Origin of the sequence: Mesorhizobium sp. M0244 (assembly GCF_040321795.1) — a bacterium.
Taxonomy (GTDB): Bacteria; Pseudomonadota; Alphaproteobacteria; order Rhizobiales; family Rhizobiaceae; genus Mesorhizobium.
This window is the reverse complement of sequence record NZ_JAMYSE010000061.1, coordinates 1-19,706: the sequence shown is the minus strand read 5'-3', so window position 1 is coordinate 19,706 and position 19,706 is coordinate 1. Positions and strand designations below refer to the sequence as shown.

Annotated in this window: 8 protein-coding genes; 6 read left to right on the top strand and 2 right to left on the bottom strand. The window is 64.6% G+C overall.

Going from position 1 to position 19,706, the window contains the following annotated elements:
- Nucleotides 1-55 precede the first annotated feature (55 nt).
- Nucleotides 56-6,106, bottom strand: coding sequence for a translocation/assembly module TamB domain-containing protein (locus tag NKJ08_RS27190; RefSeq protein ID WP_352784235.1), 6,051 nt, complete (start codon nt 6,104-6,106; stop codon nt 56-58).
- Nucleotides 6,106-8,034 (bottom strand): autotransporter assembly complex protein TamA, encoded by a 1,929-nt coding sequence (locus NKJ08_RS27185; RefSeq protein ID WP_352529564.1) that lies wholly within the window; start codon nt 8,032-8,034, stop codon nt 6,106-6,108. Before NKJ08_RS27185 ends, NKJ08_RS27190 begins: the two co-directional genes overlap by 1 nt.
- A 273-nt stretch (nt 8,035-8,307) precedes the next feature.
- On the opposite strand from NKJ08_RS27185, the gene NKJ08_RS27180 reads away from it, so the two are divergent.
- From NKJ08_RS27180 to cysW, 6 genes are all read left to right on the top strand, one after another.
- Nucleotides 8,308-13,782 carry an alpha-2-macroglobulin family protein gene (locus NKJ08_RS27180; protein ID WP_352784232.1) on the top strand — a complete coding sequence of 1,825 codons (5,475 nt, stop codon included), beginning with the start codon at nt 8,308-8,310 and terminating at the stop codon, nt 13,780-13,782.
- A gap of 174 nt (nt 13,783-13,956) precedes the next feature.
- The gene (gene pbpC / locus NKJ08_RS27175; protein ID WP_352529560.1) at nt 13,957-16,038 is read left to right on the top strand and encodes a penicillin-binding protein 1C; all 2,082 of its coding nucleotides are present in this window, start codon (nt 13,957-13,959) and stop codon (nt 16,036-16,038) included.
- A 27-nt stretch (nt 16,039-16,065) separates the two neighbouring features.
- Nucleotides 16,066-16,779 carry a M15 family metallopeptidase gene (locus tag NKJ08_RS27170; RefSeq protein WP_352784230.1) on the top strand — a complete coding sequence of 238 codons (714 nt, stop codon included), beginning with the start codon at nt 16,066-16,068 and terminating at the stop codon, nt 16,777-16,779.
- Between the two features lie 223 nt (nt 16,780-17,002).
- Nucleotides 17,003-18,031, top strand: coding sequence for a sulfate ABC transporter substrate-binding protein (locus NKJ08_RS27165; RefSeq protein WP_352529558.1), 1,029 nt, complete (start codon nt 17,003-17,005; stop codon nt 18,029-18,031).
- Between the two features lie 19 nt (nt 18,032-18,050).
- Nucleotides 18,051-18,902 carry a sulfate ABC transporter permease subunit CysT gene (gene cysT, locus NKJ08_RS27160; protein WP_023720880.1) on the top strand — a complete coding sequence of 284 codons (852 nt, stop codon included), beginning with the start codon at nt 18,051-18,053 and terminating at the stop codon, nt 18,900-18,902.
- The coding region (gene cysW, locus NKJ08_RS27155; protein WP_352784228.1) for a sulfate ABC transporter permease subunit CysW at nt 18,895-19,706 on the top strand (812 nt) is incomplete at its 3' end. The genes cysT and cysW, both read left to right, overlap by 8 nt.

The following is a 19,706-nucleotide window of genomic DNA, read 5'->3' as shown; positions in this document are numbered from 1 at the left end:
CTCGTTCTTCTGACAAAGCAACTGCCATGCGCCCGCGCCGCGCCAACGGCCGGCTTCAATATTCCCGTTCGTAGAAAATGCCGCCCTTGGCTTCACCGGCGTCGGTTGCCTCGCCACGCAGTTTTACGCCACGCCCGACGTCGAGGTCGACGGTTGCCTTGCCCGAGCCCGGCCTGTCGCCCTTCTGGATCGTCACATAGGTGCGGTCGTTGAGATACTTGCCCGCCGAGACGGCGGTGCCGCCCTGTTCGTCCGTGATTACGTCGAGATCGTCGACGCCGATTGCGCTGCGCAGGTTCTGAAACAGGGATGTCGAGCCGCCGACGCCGGCCAGTTGTCCGGCAGCCTCGGCGAGCTGCGCGATCTGCAGCGGCGACAGGTTCGACATTGAGCGGCCGAAGATCAGCTGCGCCAGCACCTCGTCCTCCGGCAGCGCGGGTACCGAGGAAAAGGTGAATTTCGGGTTGTTCGCCTCGCCCGATACCACGATGGTCACGGTGGCGCTGGTCGTCTTCGATTGCGCCGTGAGGTTGAGGTAGGGCACCAGCGAGCCCGAGAAGCCGACGGTGCCTTCAGTGAAGGTCAGCCGCTTGGCAAGGATCGTCAGCCGCCCGCGCCGTAAGGTGAAAGTGCCGACCGCCTGGGGTGACGATGCCGGGCCGGTCAGCCGCAGTGAACCGCCGAGCTCGGCGTCGACGCCCCTGCCCTGGATGAAGATCTGGCTCGGCGCATTGACCGTGACGTCTAGGTTGAGGCCGCTGCCGCCGCCACCGCTGCTTGCAGCGGCCGGGCGCAACGCCTTGTCCTGCGCACGCACCGCTGCCGGCGCACCTTTATGCTTGACGTTGAGCTCGGCCAGCGAGCCGGGCAGCTTTTCGGGTACGGTGATGACGGTCTTGGCCAGGTTGACGGTACCGGAAATCACCGGCGCGGAGGTGAGCGGTCCCTTGATGGTCAGGTCGCCGCCGAGATTGGCGGTGACCACCTTGCCGTCGGTATAGCGGCCGTCGACGAGCTTGACCGACAAGTCGGCCGGAAAACCTTTTGCCGGATCGATGCCGACGGTGCCGCTGGCCGAAAGGCTGCCGCGCGTCGACAGTGTGCCGGTCAGGCGATTGATCCTGGCCACGCCATTACCGATGGCGACGTCCGCGGTGATGTCATTGATCGCAAGCCTCGAGCGCGCGTCGACCAGGCGGGCGCCTGACGTGCGGACCGTGCCTGAGATCACGGGCGACGTCGCCGGGCCGCGCACCTGCACATTGACGTCGGCCGTGCCGCTCAAGGACAGGCCTTGCGCGGCGAGTGTCCTGGTGAGGAAGGCGAACGGCACCTTGCCGGAAAAGTTGAGATCAAGGGTGGGCGCGCCTGATGTCGACATCGTGCCGCCGCCCTTGAGGCCGAGGCCGGCGGCATCGCTCATATTGGCGTCGAAGGTCAGTCTGTTGCCCGAATACGTACCGGAGGATGAAACGCCCATGCCGCCGAAACCTGCACCGCGGGTCTGCGACGTCTGAACGCCTGCGGCGTCGATCTTGAAGGCAACGGCCGGATTGGCCGGCGCCCCCGTCACCTTCACCGTGCCCGAGATGGAGCCGGCGGCATCGAGGCCCGGCGAAAAACTGTTGGCTATCGAGATCGGCACGCGGGCCAGCGTCGCGTTGAGGTCGAGCCCCTGCCCAGCCTTGCCCGTGACCGTCGCCGTGCCGCCGCCGAGGTTGAGCACCAGCCTGTCGAGGCTGGTCGAGCCGTTGGCAATGGTGATGGTCGAGGCCTGGGCGATGGCCGCCTTGATGCCGCGGATGGTCGCTTCCCCGGAGGCAAGTTCGACCGTCGTCGAGCCCTTGACCGCCTTGACCCGGCCGGCGGCCTTCAGCGGAATGTCCTTGACGGTGGCGCCACCCGAGAAACCGGTCCATTCGCCGTCGCGCTTGAGATCGACGTCGACACCACGGATAACCGTGCCGCCGGAAGTGACGCTGTCGGCACGGATTTTTCCGGAGATCACCGGTGCCGCCAGATAGTTGGCGATCAGCGCATCGATGGTCACCGCCTTGGCCGAGACATCGCCGCGCGAGATCGAGCCCGTCGTCGCCTTGACGGCGACCTGCGGCACGGTGCCCGCCTTGGAGAAGGCGATCGTACCGCGCACATCGCCATCGGCCTTTTCCAGTGCCAGGGCAGCAAGCGGACCGATATCGGGCAGGTCGAGTGCCACGGTGCCGACCGGCACGAAGGCATCGTCGAGGGCCAGGTCGCCGGAAATCCGGTTCTTGCCGAGCGACAGCAAAAGCCCGTTGATGGCGCGTTTGCCGTCCGATGTCGCCAGCACCGCGCTGCCCTGCAGCGGCTGGTCCGCGACATTTCCGGTAAGTTGCACATTCGCTGCCGGGTTGGCAGCGTCCGCCTTGCCGGTGGCGGTGAGCTTCAGGCCAGTGATCTCGCGCGTAGCCACCGAAAGCCGATCGCTATTAACAGTCAGCGACAGATCCGGCGCGGTGCTGGCGCCTTGCGCATTCAGCGCGAAAGAGATGGCGCCTTTGGCGTCCTTGGATAGCAGCGAGACGTCGCGCAGCGCACCCTTGATGTCGGCGCTGAGCTTGTTGTCGGCAAGGCTCGCCTGTCCGTCGGCGCTCAGCGCGCCTGATGACAGCCTGACCGCGTTGGCGGTGACATTGCCGTTGGCGTCCCGCTTCAGCGCGGCACTGAGTTGCGTTCGCTCGGCGAGCACGCCACGTACCGCCGCCGGCAGTGCCGCCGAGGCGGCATCCGCCTTGAGGTTAAGGTCGATGGCGCCGTCGGCCAGCGAGACCCGCCCGTTAAAGCCGCTGTTCAACGCGTCGCTGGTCACGGTGCCGCTGTCCACGACGACGGCATCGGCGGCAAGGCTGCCGGCAAGTTTGGCAGTGACCTTGCCGGCGATCAGCGGCGCGACGGTCGGGTTGTCGAGGCCGATTTTTTCAGCGGTCACCGTGCCGGAGATCGGCCCCGTCCGGGCCTCCACGTCGAAGCGATCGGAGTGTAGCGCAAGCGTAATGCCCTCGACCTTAGCTAGATTGGTGGCGGCCGATGGCAGCGTTGCGGAGACGTCGAGCTTCGGCTGGGTGCCCTGCCCGGCCGCCTTCAGTGATAACGCCTGCAGCTCGAGCTTGATCGGGCTTGCCTTGCTGCCGAGCGACAGCGGCAGGCTCGGACCGGTCGAGGCGAGGTCGAGCGAGAAATCGCTGGCGCCGTTCGGATTGATGGTGCCGGCCGCCTTGCCGGAGATTTTCTCGCCGGCAAGCGTCGCGTGCTCGATGGCGATGCCGCTGGCCGACGAGAAGCGGCCTGCCGCATCGAGATCGAGCGGCCCGAGCCCAGCCTGCCGGGTCTGACTGGTTTCGGCGCCGCTGAGCTGGGCGTTGAAGCGGATGTCGGGAGCAGCCGACGATCCCGTGACCTGCGCAGTGCCGCTGAGCGTGCCCACTGCATCGAGGCCCGGCGAAAAATCATTGGCAAGTGCGGCCGGCACCGCCGACATGGTGGCAGCGAGATCAAGCGTCTGGCCAGCCGTACCCGACACGGCAACCGAACCACCGCCGACACCGAGCGCCAGTTTCTCTATGCTCACCCTGCCATTGGCGATTGTCAGCGCCGATGGCTGCGCGATAGCTGCCTTGATGCCGCGGATGGTCGCCTCGCCCGAGGCAAGCTCGATGCTGGTGATGCCGTTCGCAACCCTGACCCGCCCGGCCGCGCTGGCCGGAATGCCGGCGACCGTGGCGGCGCCGCTAAAGCCGGTCCAGTCGCCATCGCGTTTCAGGTCGACATCGATGCCGCTGATCATCGTGGTTCCGGAGGTGATCGTGTCGGCCTTGATTTTGCCGGAGATCGCCGGGGCTTTGAGATAGTTGGCGACCAGCGCGTTGACGGCGATTGTCTTCGCCGCCAGTTCGCCGCGCGAAATCGCGGCGCTCGTCGCATCGATCGCGACCGTCGGCGCTCCATTGTCGTTCGCGAAGCGGATCGTGCCACGCACGTCGCCCGCTACCGTCTGGCCGGCGAGCGACGCCAGCGGAGCAATATCCCGGGCATCGAGGGTCAACGTGCCGAGCGGCAGCAGGCCGTCGTCGAGCGTGAGGTCGCCAGAGATCTTGTTGTCGGCCAGCGAGACGGCAAGTCCATTGATGGAACGCTTGCCGTCGGTGGTGACCAGCGATGCCTTGAGGTCGAGCGGCTGGTCGTCGACCGAGCCGGTCAGCGAGACATCGGCGGCGGGACTGGCGATATCGGCCTTGCCGCTTGCGCTCAGCTTGATCTGCTTCACCAGATGGCCGGACGCCGTCAGGCTGTCGCTGTTGGCCGAAACTGAGAAATCCGGAGCGCTGCGCGCGCCGCTTGCGGTCAGCGCGAAACCGACGGCACCGCCGGCCTTGGCGCCGACCAGCGGCGACAGCACCGACACGTCGCCGAGCGTGCCCTTGATATCAGCCCGGATATCAGTGCCTTGCGCACTGGCGGTGCCGCTGGCGCTAAGCGTGCCGGAGGTGAGTTGCAATGCGTTCGCGGCGAACGCACCGTCCGGGTCGCGGGTCGCGGTTGCGGAAAACTGCACGCGCTCACCGAGAACCGAGCTGATCTGCGGCGGCAGCGCCGTCGAAGCCGCGTCGGCATTCATCTTGAGCGTCATCGACAGATCGGCCAGCGCCACTGTGGCCGTTACGGACGCATTGAGCGCGTCGCTGCGTAGCGTGCCTTCGTCGACGACAATCTGTTCCTTGCTGACGGAGCCGGCGAGACCGGCGCTGACCCTACCCGTTATCAGCGGCGCCAACGTCGCGACGTCGGTGTTCAGGCCGGCTGCTGTCAGCTTGATGGTGACAGGTCCGCTACGGTTCTGGATGTCGAAACCATCGGAATGCACTTGCCCGATCAGGTCGTCCACCCGCGTGCCGCCCGCCACCACCGAGACCAGCGACGCGCCGATATCGACCATCGGCGCCTTGCCATCGCCGAAAGCGCGGGCCGTGGCGTCTGTGATCGCCACGGTTATCGGCTGCGCCTCGCTGCCGAGGCTAAGCACGATCGGCGGCCCTTTCGCCGCGAGTTTCACAGAAAGATCGCTGGCGCCGTTCGGATCGACAGTGCCGGCGGCGGTCGCGTGCACGGCGCCGCTGTCGATATTGGCGCGCTCGATATCGACGCCGCCCGCCGTAGTCGCTGTGCCGGCTAGATCAAAGGTGGTCTTGCCGGCAAACAGCGGTTTCAGGGTTTCGGGCAAAAAACGCTCGAATTCGCCGTCACCATTGGCCTCGACATAATTGCCCTCGTCGGTGAGCTGATGGCGACCGGTGAGTTGGGTGACGATCCGGCCGTCGACAACGAAGGTCCCGATGCCATTCCAGTTGGCGAGCGGTCCTGTGCCGGAAACGACGATCTCGACCGGCGGCGCATCCGGCAGCTTGAGCAGGTTGGCGATAATGCCGCCGGCCGGCTCGGATGCCTTGAGGTCTAAGTCGAGCTTGTTGTCGGCCGGAGCGAAATGGACTTTGGCGTCGACCGTGCCTTGCTTGCCATCGTGGCGAACGATGTTGAGATTGCTCTCCATCGCCAATGGCGAGGCATCCGCCTTGAGCGCTCCCTTGGCTGCAAGTTCGGCGACACCATTGCCGGCCAGAGCCTGCCCGAGCGCGATTTCGGGAAGGTCGAGTTGCTTGACGTCGATGGAGACCGGCAGCGTTGTCGCTCCGCTCTGGCTCGGTTGTGTGCTGGCCAGCGGCAGCCTTGCCAGTTCGATACGCTCGGCGCCAATTCGATCGGCGCTGAAGCTCTTCGACAGCAGTGCCAGCGGCGACCAGTCGACAGCCACCTTGCGCGCCACCATCCAGGCGCCTTCGCGATCCTCCAGAACGACATGATCGACGGTCAGCGCACCCGACCAGATGCCGTCGATGCCGATGACAGTGACCTTGCGATCGCCGGTCGAGGCCATGGTCGAGATGATGCCGGCAAGGTTTTCGCGGCCGCGCTCGGTTTTGGTCAGCACGACGACCGCTCCCACCGCCGCTGCCACGACGATGAGCAGCGTGTAGAAAAGGATGCGGAGGATGCGCCTAAAGATTGCCATCAGAATGCCTGGCCAATGCCGGCATAAATGCCGAAATGAGGATCGTCAGGACCGCGGTTGAGCGGCACCGCCGCGTCGATGCGCAGTGGCCCGAACGCCGTCAGATAGCGCAAGCCTACACCGGCGCCGACCTTCATGTCCGAAAAATCGGGGACCTGCCTGGTCGACACCGTGCCGGCATCGACGAACGGCACGACGCCGATCTTGTCGGTGACGGCGATACGCATCTCGACCGAGGTCTCGAAGAAGGAAAGCCCGCCGATCGGCTCTCCATTGCTGTCCTTCGGGCCGATGCCTTGATAGGCATAGCCGCGCACCGAGCCGCCGCCGCCGGAGTAGAAGCGCCGGTCGGCCGGAACGTCCTGAAGACCGGCGCCGATGATCGAGCCGATGGCGACGCGTTCGGCGAAAACGAATTTCGAGGCCGAATCGAGCGACTGGTAGGCCGATCCTTCGCCCTTCAGCTTGACGAAAGCAGCCCCGCTCAAGATGTCGTAGCTCGGCTCGGCATAGGCCAGCACCCTGAAGCCCCTGGTCGGGTTGAGCTTGCTGTCGCGATTGTCGTATACATATTGCAGCGGAATACTGGCAATCAGATAGGTGTGCTTGCCGAAAGCGTCGTGGATCTTCGAATAGTCGAGCGCGACTTGCGCGGAAACCGTCTGCTTCTTGTCGAGTTCGTAGGACAGGCCTGTGCTGCCCTTGACCGAGAAGTGATCGTAGGCGTCGGGGTGCTCTAGCACCGTGTTGACGCTGGCAAGGAATTTCGACGCCGGTCCGACCACGCCTGGCTTTTCGAACATGATGCCGGCATTGTAATTGAGCTGGGTCAGGTCGTTGCTGCCGATGCCGCTGATCTTGCCGTCGATGCGCAGCTTTTCGGCGCGGCCAAACAGATTGCGGTGGCCCCAATAGCCTTCGAGACCTAGCCCCTCGGTGTTTGAGAAGGTGCCGCCAATGCCGAAATAGCGCGGCTTGCGTTCGCTGACCTGGACACCGATCGGGATGTTGCCCTCGGCATCGAGGCTGTCGGCCTCCTTCAGCGTCACGCTGTTGAAGACCTCCAGCCCAAGCAGCCGGTCGCGTGCATCGTCGATCTCATCGGGCGAATATTGGCGGCCGCGCTTCAGGCCGGTCATATATTCGGTGAAGTCGCGGTCGACCTTTTCGGTGCCCTCGACAGTGGTATCGCCATAGCCGGCGACCGGCCCGGCCGCGACGGTGAGCGTCACGTCGAGCGTCGAGCCGGCGTGCTCGGCGACGATCTCGCGGTCCGTCACCTTGGCCAAGGGCCTGCCCTCTTGCTTGAGTGCCCGCACGATCAGGGCCTCCGCCTTGAGGACAGCTCCCGAGCTGGCGTCACCGCCGGCGATCAGACCGAAATCGGCGCTTGCCAAGCCCGCGGCATCGCCCTCAAGCCTGATATTGCCAAGCGTGAATTTCGGCCCGGCTGCTATGTTTATCACCACCGGAATCGGCTGCGGACCCGAAAACTCGGCATCGGGCGGCAAATCGTCGAGGGGCTTGCCTTGGATAGTGATGGTGACGACACCCTCGTAGCGCGCGTCCGCGTAGAGTGCAGCGACAAGTTGCTCACGATCGCTGCGCGCTTTGGCCAAAAGGCCCAGCGAACCCGAGACTGGGTGTTCCTCGTCGGCTTTCAGGGTCGAGGCGTTTTCGAGCTTCTCGGCGAGATCCTTGTCGGCGTCGGGCGCCTCAATCGTCACTGCATAGCGCAGCGGGTCGACGATATCGGCATCTTCGTCCTTCGACGACCCCCACAGCTTGATGCCGAAAATCTCGAAGGCGGCCGCATTTCCGGTCTCGACAATAAGTGCCGTCGAGCACAGCAAGGCAAAAAGCAGGGCGCGCGAAAGCGCGCGCCGTGGCGCGGTTCCTCCCGACATCTGCCTTTCATACGCCGGCATTATGTTCCTAGCCTAGCTCGCAAAACTAAAATTGGAATGAAGTTCTGAAGCGCTCGTAAAGGGGCCGGAATCCAATTGCTGAAATAGACAGGGCTTGGAACTCACACCTTCTGCATCGCCGCAAGAAAGCGTGATCCCCTGTCCTATGGAGGTACTACCGGTCACCGGCCGGAAAGCAAACCGTTGGCAGGCGGATCCTGCCGCGTCCTGATGTTGACAAGCGCGACTGAAGCTTGAACATGTCTGGACGTTAGCACTTGTCTGGAGGGGTTTATGGCAATGCGCGCGGCACGTGGTCTATCGATTCTTTTCCTTCTCTTTTTTGCCTGGAGCAGTGTCGCGCAAGCGGCCGAAGCCCGGCGGGTGGTGACATCGGACAATTCCGACTATTTCGGTTTCGACCTCAGATCCGACCAGAATGTCAGCCTAGACCAGTGCAAGACCACTTGCCTCGGCGATCCGGCCTGCCGCGCCTTCACCTACAACCTCAAGGCCAAATGGTGCTTCCTTAAATCCGATTACAATTCGCTGAAACCCTTCGGCGGCGCCGTCGCCGGAAAAGTCGTCAATATCGACGGCGACCCCGACATCGGTGCGCCACCCGAACTCGCCTTCTTCCCCAACTGGATGGCCGACCAGGCCCAGCAATACCGCAACAAGCTCACCAGCCCGACCTACACCAAGCCGACCGAGGGGCTGACGGCGCTGAGAGCGGTCGCCGAACAGTCGGCGCTGACGGGCGACCGTCGCTCGGCCATGCAAAAGTACGAGGCGGCGGTTTCGGTGTTGCCGGATGATGGCCAGCTCTGGCTCGAACTGGCGCGCGAAACGCTTGCCGTCCATCCGACCGCCAACAGTTCGGAAGCATCGACCCTGCCGGCAAACGCCACCTCCGCCGCCTTCAATGCGTACAAACTGCTGCGCACCGCCAAGACGCGTGCCGATGTGCTGGCACTGCTCGGCGACGGCCTTGATCGCCGCGATCTCTACAGGCCGGCCCTGCAGGCCTACGAGGCGAGTCTGGCTTTGGTCAATTCGCCGGCGGTGAGGGCCGCCTATCAGGATCTCAAGGCCCGCAAGGGCTTCCGCATCATCGATCATACCGTCGACGCCGACACCAGCGCGCCGCGCATCTGCGCGCAGTTCTCCGAAGACCTGGTCAAGACCGGCGTCGACTATGCGCAATTCGTCACCGTCGATAACGCCCCCCCAAAAGGCGTCGAAGCCAAGGACAAGCAGATCTGCGTCGAAGGGCTAGAGCACGGCCAGCATTATGACGTGACCTTCCGCGCCGGCCTGCCGGCCGCCATCGGCGAGGTCACCGCAGCACCGGTGGTGCTGTCGATCTACGTGCAGGACCGCGCGCCTTCGGCCCGCTTCACCGGCGACAGCTTCGTGCTGCCTGCCGGCGCACGCCGCGGTATACCGGTCGTCACCGTCAACATGAATGCCGCCGAAATGAAGCTCTACCGCATCGGCGACCGCTCGCTGGCCCAGCTTCTGTCGGGGTATCAGTTCCTTCGCCAACTTGACGGCTACGACATTTCGAACATCTCCGAACAGATGGGCGAGCCGGTCTGGCAAGGCCAGCTCGACATCGCCAGCGACCTCAACAAGGAAGTCACCACCTCCTTTCCCATCGACGAGGCGTTGCCGCAGCGCAAGCCCGGCGTCTATGTGCTGACCGCGCAAGCCGTCAACGGTCACAACGACGACTATGATTCGCGTGCCACGCAATGGTTCCTCGTCTCCGACATCGGCCTGTCGACCTACACCGGACAGGATGGGCTGAACGTCTTTGCCCGTTCGCTCGCAACCGCCAAGCCGATTGCCCGCGCCGAACTGACGCTGCTGGCCAGGAACAACGAAATCCTCGGCACCGCGACCACCGACGCGGAAGGGCGGGCGGTGTTCAACCCCGGTCTGACGCGCGGCGACAGCGGCATGGCGCCGGCCGTGCTGATGGCCAAGCAGGGCGACAACGATTTCGTCTTCCTCGACATGGGCCGGGCCGGCTTCGACCTGTCCGATCGGGGCGTCGGCGGGCGCCCGGCGCCGGGCGCGCTCGACGTCTATGCCTGGACCGAACGCGGCATCTACCGCGCCGGCGAAGACGTCCACGTCGCGGCCCTTGCCCGCGACAGTGCCGCCAAGGCGGTCGAGAACCTGCCGCTGACATTCATCTTCTCGCGGCCCGACGGCGTCGAGGACCGCCGCATCGTCAGCGACGGCGCATCGGCCGGCGGCCACGCCGTCGACCTGCCGTTGGAACCCAACGCCATGCGCGGCACCTGGACGGTGGCGATCCACACCGACCCCAAGCAGGCAGCGGTCGCCAGCCAGATGTTCCTGGTCGAGGACTTCGTCCCGGATCGGATCGAGTTCGACCTGTCCTCCGACAAGCAGGAGATCGCGCAGGGCGAAACCGCCAACATCACCGTCGACGGCCGCTTTCTCTATGGCGCGCCGGCCGCGGGCCTCGCCCTCGAAGGCGAATTGACGCTGTCGACCGCCCGCGACTGGGACCGCTTCAAGGGCTATTCCTTCGGTCTCGCCGACGAACAGTCGGCGGAACCGACGGTGACGCCCTTCACCGGCTTGCCGGTGGTCGGCGAGGACGGCAAGGCGACCTTCCCTGTCTCCGTCGATCAACTGCCGTCGACCACCAAGCTGGTCGATGCCAAGGTCACGATCCGGTTGCGCGAGACCGGCGGCCGCGCCATCGAGCGCTCGCTGAATATCGGCATCCGCCCGCAGGGCCATATGATCGGCATCCGCCCCGATTTCGACGGCGACGCGGTGCCGCAAGGCGGCACGGCCAAGTTCAGCCTGATCGCCGTCGACCCCGACGGCACGCGTGAGGCGCTAAAAGGTGCGCAATGGTCGCTGGTCAAGGTAGAGCGCAACTACCAGTGGTACCGCTCGAGCAACTTCTGGAACTATGAGCCGGTCACCTTCACCAAGGCGGTTGCCAACGGCCAGGTCGACCTGAGCGCCGATGGCGAGGCTACCATGTCGCTGCCGGTCGACTGGGGCCGCTACCGGCTCGAGATCGAGACATCAGATCCGGAAGGCCCGGCCACCAGCTACGAGTTCGATGCTGGCTGGTACGTCAGTTCCACCACCACCGAAACGCCTGACGGGCTAGAGATAGCCCTGGACAAGGATACCTATGCGGCCGGTGAAGTGGCCAAGCTGAAAGTGTCGCCGCATTTTGCCGGCGAATTGCTCGTCACCATCGGCGCCGACAAGCTCTTGAAGACCGTCACCGCCACCGTGCCGGCCGGCGGCAGCACTGTCGATATCCCGGTCGGCGACGACTGGGGCGCCGGCGCATATGTCACGGCAACGCTGTTCAGGCCAGGCGATGCGCAAGAGACGCGTATGCCGGCCCGCGCCATCGGCGTCAAATGGCTGAAGCTCGATCCGGGCTCGCGGAAGCTCGCCGTCACCTTGACGCCCCCCGACAAGACCATGCCGCGCCAGCAGCTGTCGATCCCGGTCGCCGTCGCCGGCGTGCAGCCGGGCACCAACGCCTATGTCATGGTCGCGGCCGTCGACGTCGGCATCCTCAACCTGACCAACTACAAGGTGCCGGATCCGGAGAACTGGTTCTTCGGCCAGCGCATGCTCGGTCTCGAGGTTCGCGACATCTACGGCCGGCTGATCGACGGCTCGCTCGGCACAACCGGCAAGCTGCGCACCGGCGGCGACGGCGCCAACATGCAGTCGCAAGGCAGTCCGCCGACCGAAAAGCTGGTCGCCTTCTTCTCCGGCCCGGTCCAGCTCGACGCTGACGGCAAGGCGCGGATCGACTTCGATATTCCGCAGTTCAACGGCACCGTGCGCGTCATGGCCGTCGCCTGGACCAAGGAAGCGGTCGGCCATGCCCAGTCCGATGTGATCGTGCGCGATCCGGTGGTGATCACCGCCGGCCTGCCGCGCTTCCTGGCGCCGGGCGATTCCGCCGTCATGCGGCTCGACGTCGCCGACACCGACGGCCCCGCAGGCGATTACAAGCTGACCGTCAACACGACAGGCGACCTGTCCACCGGCAGTGCCGCCTTGCCTGAGAAGCTGACGCTCGCCAAAGGCAAGCGGCAGACGCTGACTGTGCCGTTGATTGCGCAGACCGCCGGCAACGCCTCGATCACCATCAAGCTCGCCCATGCCGACGGCACCGCCGTCGAGCAGACGCTCTATGTGCCGGTGCGCCCGGCGCAGCTGCCGGTGACCACCCGAATGGTCGTCGACCTCAAGGGCAACGGCGGCGCGCTGCGCGCCGACAAGGAGCTCTTGGCAGCAAGCCTGCTCGATGGCGCTTCTGTCAGTGTCGGCGTTTCGCAGTCAGCTGCCTTCGACGTGCCGTCGCTGCTGATGACGCTCGACCGCTACCCCTATGGCTGCGCCGAGCAGACCACCAGCCGCGCCATGCCGCTTCTCTACGTCAATGAGCTGGCCTCCGGCATCGGCATGGCCAGCGACCCGGATCTGCATGACCGCGTCCAGGATGCCATCTACAAGGTGCTGAGCTACCAGGCCTCGGCCGGCAGCTTCGGCCTGTGGGGTCCGGGTTCCGGCGATCTGTGGCTCGACGCCTATGTCACCGATTTCCTGACCCGGGCGCGCGAGCAGAAATACGACGTGCCGGCCCTGGCGATGAACCAGGCGCTGAGCAATCTGCAGAACGGGATCGGCTACGACCAGGACGTCCAGGATCGCGGCAGCGAGATCGCCTATGCGCTCTATGTGCTTGCCCGCAACAAGAAGGCCTCGGTCGGCGATCTGCGCTATTATGCCGACACCCAGCTCGAAGCCTTTACCAGCCCGATGGCCGTCGCCCAACTGGCCGCGTCTCTCGCGCTCTACGGTGACACGCAGCGCTCGGCGGCAACCTTCCAGGCCGCGTTGCAACTGGCCAAGTCGACCCCCGAATATGACTACTACCGGTCCGACTATGGCTCACGGCTACGTGACGGCGCGGCGATCCTGGCGCTTGCTGCGGAAAGCAAACCAGTGCCGACCATCGTGCCGGCGCTGATCCAGCTGGTGACCAGGGAACGCGCCGACGCCAGGTGGACCAGCACGCAGGACGAGGCCTGGATGCTGCTGGCGGCTCGCGCGCTGAAGGCCGGCAACGATTCGATCGCGCTGACCATCAATGGCGCACCACATGCCGGCGGCTATTCGGACCAGATCGCCGGCGGCGACCTGGCCGACAATCCGCTGACCATCGTCAACACCGGCAGCAATCCGCTGCAGGCGGTCGTCACCACCGTGGCCTCGCCGATCCAGCCTCTGCCGGCCAGCGGCAACGGCTTTACCATCAGCCGTACCTACTACAAACTCGACGGCACAGAGGCCAATGTCACGGAGGTCAAGCAGAACGAACGCTATGTCGTCGTGCTCAAGGTCTACGAGCAGAACACCTGGCCTTCGCGGCTCCTGATCACCGACCTGTTGCCGGCCGGCTTCGAGATCGACAATCCGGGCCTGGTCTCCAGCGCTCAATTGACGAACTTCTCCTGGCTGGCGCCGACCGATGCTGCCCATCTCGAATTCCGCGACGACCGTTTCGTCGCGGCGTTCAATCCCAATGACGGCGACCGCCACATCACGCTCGCCTATGTCGTGCGCGCGGTGACGCCGGGCACTTATGCCCATCCGGCGGCGACGATCGAGGACATGTACCGGCCGCAATATTCGGCCCGCACCGCCACCGGCATGATGGAGGTCAAGGCGCCGTAAGGCAAAGATGGTGATGGACGCCATGAGCAAAGTGCCCCCTCACCCGCCCTCCGCTTCGCTCGGTCGACCTCTCCTCGAGGGGAGAGAAGACGGCCAGCGCCGGCGCCAGTCTCTTCTCCCCAATGGGGAGAAGGTGGCCGCGAAGCGGCCGGATGAGGGGGCCTCTTTCCAGCTATGAAGATGCTTCGCAAATTCGCTATTGGAGCCGCAGGGTGCGCCGCCGTGTTGACCCTTTCAGCCGCCACCCTCTGGCAGCTCGACCGCGCGTTTCCGCCGCCGCTCCCACCCGCGCTGACGGTCTCGACCGAGGTGCAGGACCGTGACGGCCAGCTGCTGCGGGCCTTCGCCACGCCGGACGGCTATTGGCGGCTTGCCACCAACCTGGACCAGGTCGACAAGCAGTTCGTCGACATGTTGGTCACCTATGAGGACAAGCGCTTCTGGGATCATCAGGGTGTCGACGTGCTGGCACTGGCGCGTGCCGCCGGCCAGTTCGCGACCAGTGGCCACATCGTCTCCGGTGGTTCGACGCTGTCGATGCAGCTCGCCCGGCTTAGCGAACCGCGCGACAGCCGCAGCCTCGGCTCGAAGATCAAGCAGATGCTGCGCGCCGTTCAGATCGAACGACGGTTGTCGAAGCGCGAGATCCTCGAACGCTATCTGACGCTGGCGCCCTATGGCGGCAATCTCGAAGGCGTGCGTGCCGCTTCGCTTGCCTATTTCGGCAAGGAGCCGAAGCGGCTGACGGTCTCGGAGGCGGCTCTGCTCGTCGCCTTGCCGCAATTGCCGGAGAAGCGGCGCCCCGATCGCAATCTCGAGATCGCCCATGCCGCCCGCGACCGGGTGCTGACCCGCATGGTCTCGGCTGGCCTGCTCGGCGAACGCGAGGCCGCGAGAGCCGCGCTCGACGATGTGTCGGGGCTGCGGCGGACCTTGCCGGCGCTCGCCGCCCACGCGGCCTATACGATGCTGCCCAAGGCCATTCCCGGCCAGCAGCTGCAACTGACGATCCGCAAGAGCGTCCAGGAAGGGCTGGAGCAGGTGGCCAAGGATGCCGCCGCCAGGCTCGGCCCTCGCCTCTCGGTGGCCATGGTGCTGGCCGATGCCCGCACCGGCGATATTCTTGGCGAGGTCGGCTCTGCCGATTTCTTCGATGCCAGCCGTTCGGGCTGGATCGATATGACCAAAATCGTTCGTTCGCCTGGCTCGACGCTGAAGCCGTTCATCTATGGCCTCGCCTTCGAACAAGGCCTGGTGGCGCAGGAGACGCTGATCGAGGACAGCCCAGCCGATTTCTCCGGTTACCGGCCGAAGAACTTCGACATGGGCTATCAGGGCGATGTCAGCATCAGGCAGGCGCTGCAATTGTCGCTCAACGTGCCGGCGATCCGCGTGCTCGATGCGGTCGGCCCGGCCCGGCTGATGGCGCGCTTCCGGCAGGCCGGCGTAAACCCTGTGCTGCCCGTCAACGAAGCGCCTGGCCTGGCGATCGGCCTCGGCGGCGTCGGGGTGACGCTGCGCGACCTGGTTCAGCTCTATACCGGGCTCGCCAATGGCGGCAAGGCACACACGCTGCATGACGGCACCGAGTCGGCAAATGCCGAACGCTCGACCACCACCATCCTCGACGATCAGGCGACCTGGCAGATCACCGACATCCTGTCGGGCGTCAAGCCGCCCCAGGGTGCTGCCCAGCGCGGCATCGCCTACAAGACCGGCACCTCCTACGGCTATCGCGACGCCTGGTCGGTCGGCTTCGACGGCCGCTACGTGCTCGGCGTCTGGGTCGGCCGCCCCGATGCCGGCGCGGTGCCCGGGCTGTCCGGCTATGTCTCGGCCGCGCCCATCCTGTTCGAAGGCTTTGTCCGTTCCGGCCTGGCCGCCATGCCGCTGCCAACCCAACCGGCCGGCGTCCGGCGGCCAAAGCGCGAAGAATTGCCCGTGACGCTGACGCGCTTCGGCGCCGGCGCCGATGGACTGGTACAGGCGACGCCGACCGAACCTGCGCCGACCATCATCTTTCCGCCTGACGGCGCCCGCGTCGATCTCGGCACTTCCTCGGCCGCCGCCACGCCGCTGGTGCTCAAGCTGCAAGGCGGCCGTGCACCGTTCCGCTGGCTGGCCAACGGTAAGCCGCTGGTCGGCATCGACCGGCGGCGCACCGCGACCTGGCAGCCGGACGGCGCCGGCTATTCCACCCTGACCGTGATCGACGCGGCGGGACGCGCGGCCAGCGTAAAGGTTTTCGTCGAGTGAAAGTTTCCCTTGAATAGAATACGGCAGGTGATTCAGGGGATTGGGTTTTACGCCTTGCTTTCGGCCGCCGGTATTTCCCCCGCTTTCGCCGCTGACCTCCCAGCCGGCTTTGTTCGGCTGGCCGACATGGATCCCAGTATCCGGCAGGATATCCGCTATGCCGGCTTCGAAAACTTCCTGCATCGCAAGGTAAGCGGTTACGATGCGCCGGTATGCGTCCTCACCAGGCAAGCGGCGCAAGCGCTTTCGGGAGTGCAGAAAGCGATTGCTGCCGAAGGACTGACGCTGGTCGTGTTCGACTGCTACCGCCCTGCGCGGGCTGTCTCCGACACGGGCGAATGGACAAAAACGGGCGGACCACCGGACCCGCAATGGTACCCAAAGGTCAAGCGCAAGGATCTCATCGCCAAGGGCTATATCGGCGAACTGTCCACCCATTCGCGCGGATCGACGGTCGATGTCGCGATCGCGCGAGCCAACCGCAAGAGCGCTCCGAAACCGGCCTGCGGCGCGACCGATGCCGATACGCTCGATTTCGGCACTGGTTTCGACTGCTTCGATCCGGTGAGCGAAACGGCTCACCGACCGATTGCCAGTGAAGCGGCGGCTAACCGCAAAAAACTTGTCGAGGCGATGCACGCCGGCGGCTTCAAGAATTACGCGCGCGAATGGTGGCACTTCACGCTGGAAGACGAGCCGTTTCCCAGAGAGCGCTTCAACTTTCCCGTTACCGACGAATAGTCCGCCGAAACCTCGTTCGGACGCGATTCGGCCATTGCCGAAGAGCTAGCCGTTTCTAGATAATCGCGTCGGGAGCGCGACCATGGATCCTGCGCGGGGAAAATAGTTCCTCGTATCGCCGAAAGTAGGCGAAAAATTGCTTCAATAGGCCAAAAAAGGCAACATTGAATGCATCTAAATTCTATCAATTCGGTAGATTGGCGCGAGTTCAACGGAGGCGGAAATGATCAAACCTCATTTCAGGAAACTGCTCGGCGCACTGGTCGCCACGTCTGTCCAGTTCGGCACGCTCGGTTTCGCGTTTGCCGACACCACCATTCTCAACGTGTCCTATGACCCGACGCGTGAGCTCTACAAGCAATTCGATGAGGCCTTTGTCGCCCACTGGAAGGCCGAGACAGGCGAGACTGTCACCGTCCAGCAGTCGCATGGCGGATCCGGCGCCCAGGCGCGCGCCGTGATCGACGGGCTCGACGCCGACGTGGTGACGCTGGCGCTCGAAGGCGACATCAACGCCATTGTCTCGAAAACGAAGAAGATCAATCCCGACTGGCGGACGAAATTCGAAAACAATTCGGCGCCCTACACCTCGACGATCATCTTCCTCGTCCGCAAGGGAAACCCCAAGGGCATTCATGATTGGGGCGATCTGGTCAAGGACGATGTCCAGGTGATCACGCCCAATCCGAAGACCTCCGGCGGGGCGCGCTGGAACTATCTTGCCGCCTGGGCCTATGCCAGCGCCAAGGATGGCGGCGACGAGGCCAAGACCAAGGAATTCGTTGGCAATCTCTATGCGCATGTCCCGGTTCTCGACACCGGTGCGCGCGGCGCCACCGTGACCTTCGCGCAAAAGGGCCTGGGCGACGTGCTGCTCGCCTGGGAAAACGAGGCCTATCTGGCGCTCGACGAGTTTGGCGCCGACAATTTCGATATCGTCTACCCGCCGACCTCGATCCTGGCGGAGCCGCCGGTCGCCGTGGTCGACGCCAATGTCGACGCCAAAGGCACGCGCAAAATTGCCGAAGCCTATCTGAGCTATCTCTATTCCAAGGAAGGCCAGACGATCATCGCCAAGAACCATTATCGTCCTTCGAAGCCCGACCTGGTGCCGGCGGAGGACCTGGCCAAGCAGCCTGAGATCAAGCTGATCACCATCGACGACCCGCTTTTTGGCGGCTGGAAGAAGGCACAGCCTTATCATTTCGGCGACGGTGGTATATTCGACCAGATCTATAAGCCGGCCCAGTAGCAATTTAGATCAGGACGACATGACCACAGCACCCGCCAAGGCGGGGTGGCGGTTCAGACAGCCGAGCGTCATTCCGGGTTTCGGATTGACGCTCGGCTTCTCGCTTGCCTACCTCACCCTCATCATCCTCATTCCCCTGTCCGGGCTGATCTGGCGCTCGGCGGCGCTCGGCTGGACCGACTTCTGGGCGATCGTCACCGACCGCCGCACCATCAACGCTCTTGAAATCAGCTTCGGCACGGCCTTCATTGCGGCCGCCGTCAACGTCGTCTTCGGCACGATCGTCGCCTGGGTGCTGGTGCGCTACAGCTTTCCCGGCCGCCGCATCGTCGATGCCATGGTCGACCTGCCCTTTGCGCTGCCGACGGCGGTTGCCGGCATCGCTTTGACCACGCTTTACGCACCGAATGGCTGGATCGGAAGCCTGCTGACGCCGCTCGGCATCAAGGTCGCCTATACGCCGCTCGGCATCGTCATCGCGCTGATCTTCATCGGCCTGCCCTTCGTCGTGCGCACTGTGCAGCCGATCATGGAGGAAATCGACAAAGAAGTAGAGGAAGTGGCCGCCACGCTCGGCGCCAATCGCTTCCAGATCATCAGCCGTGTTCTGCTTCCCGGACTGGCGCCGGCTATCGTCACCGGTTTCGCGCTGGCCTTCGCGCGCGGCGTCGGCGAGTACGGCTCGGTTATCTTCATCGCCGGCAACCTGCCCTACAAATCCGAGATCGCACCGCTTCTGATCGTCATCCGGCTCGAGGAATATAATTACGCCGCGGCGACCGCAATCGCGGCGATCATGCTGGCGCTGTCCTTCGTGATGCTGCTGGTCATCAACCTGGTGCAGACCTGGAGCCGCAAGCGCTATGGCTGACCCGGAGATCAAATCCTACGCGCCGCACCACGAAAGCCGCTCGGCGGCGGTAACCGAAAGCCGCCCGGCGCAAGCCGTGCTGATGGCGGTAACGTTTGCGTTCCTCGCCATCTTCCTGCTCTTGCCGCTGATCATCGTTTTCAAGGAAGCTTTCGCCAAGGGCATCAGCGCCTACACGCAGGCGCTGGGCGAAGCCGACAGCCGCTCGGCGATCCGCCTGACGCTTCTGGTCGCGGCGATCTCGGTGCCGCTCAATGTGATTTTCGGCATCTCCGCCGCCTGGGCGATCGCCAAGTTCGAGTTCAAGGGCAAGGCGTTCCTGACCACGCTGATCGACCTGCCGTTTTCCGTCTCCCCGGTCATTTCCGGCCTGGTCTATGTACTTCTGTTCGGCGCGCAAGGCCTGCTCGGCGCCTGGCTGAAGGCGCATGGCATCGTCATCCTGTTTGCCGTGCCGGGCATCGTGCTGGCCACCGTCTTCGTCACCTTCCCCTTTGTCGCGCGCGAACTAATCCCCCTGATGCAGGAACAGGGCAATGGCGACGAGGAAGCAGCGCTCTCGCTCGGCGCCAATGGCTGGCAGGCGTTCTGGTACGTGACGTTGCCCAACGTCAAATGGGGATTGCTCTACGGCGTTCTGTTGTGCAATGCCCGCGCGATGGGTGAGTTCGGCGCGGTCTCGGTGGTGTCGGGCCACATACGCGGGCTGACCAACACCATGCCGCTGCATGTTGAAATCCTTTATAACGAGTACAATGCCGCCGCCGCCTTTGCCGTCGCTTCGCTGCTTGCCGGCCTGGCGCT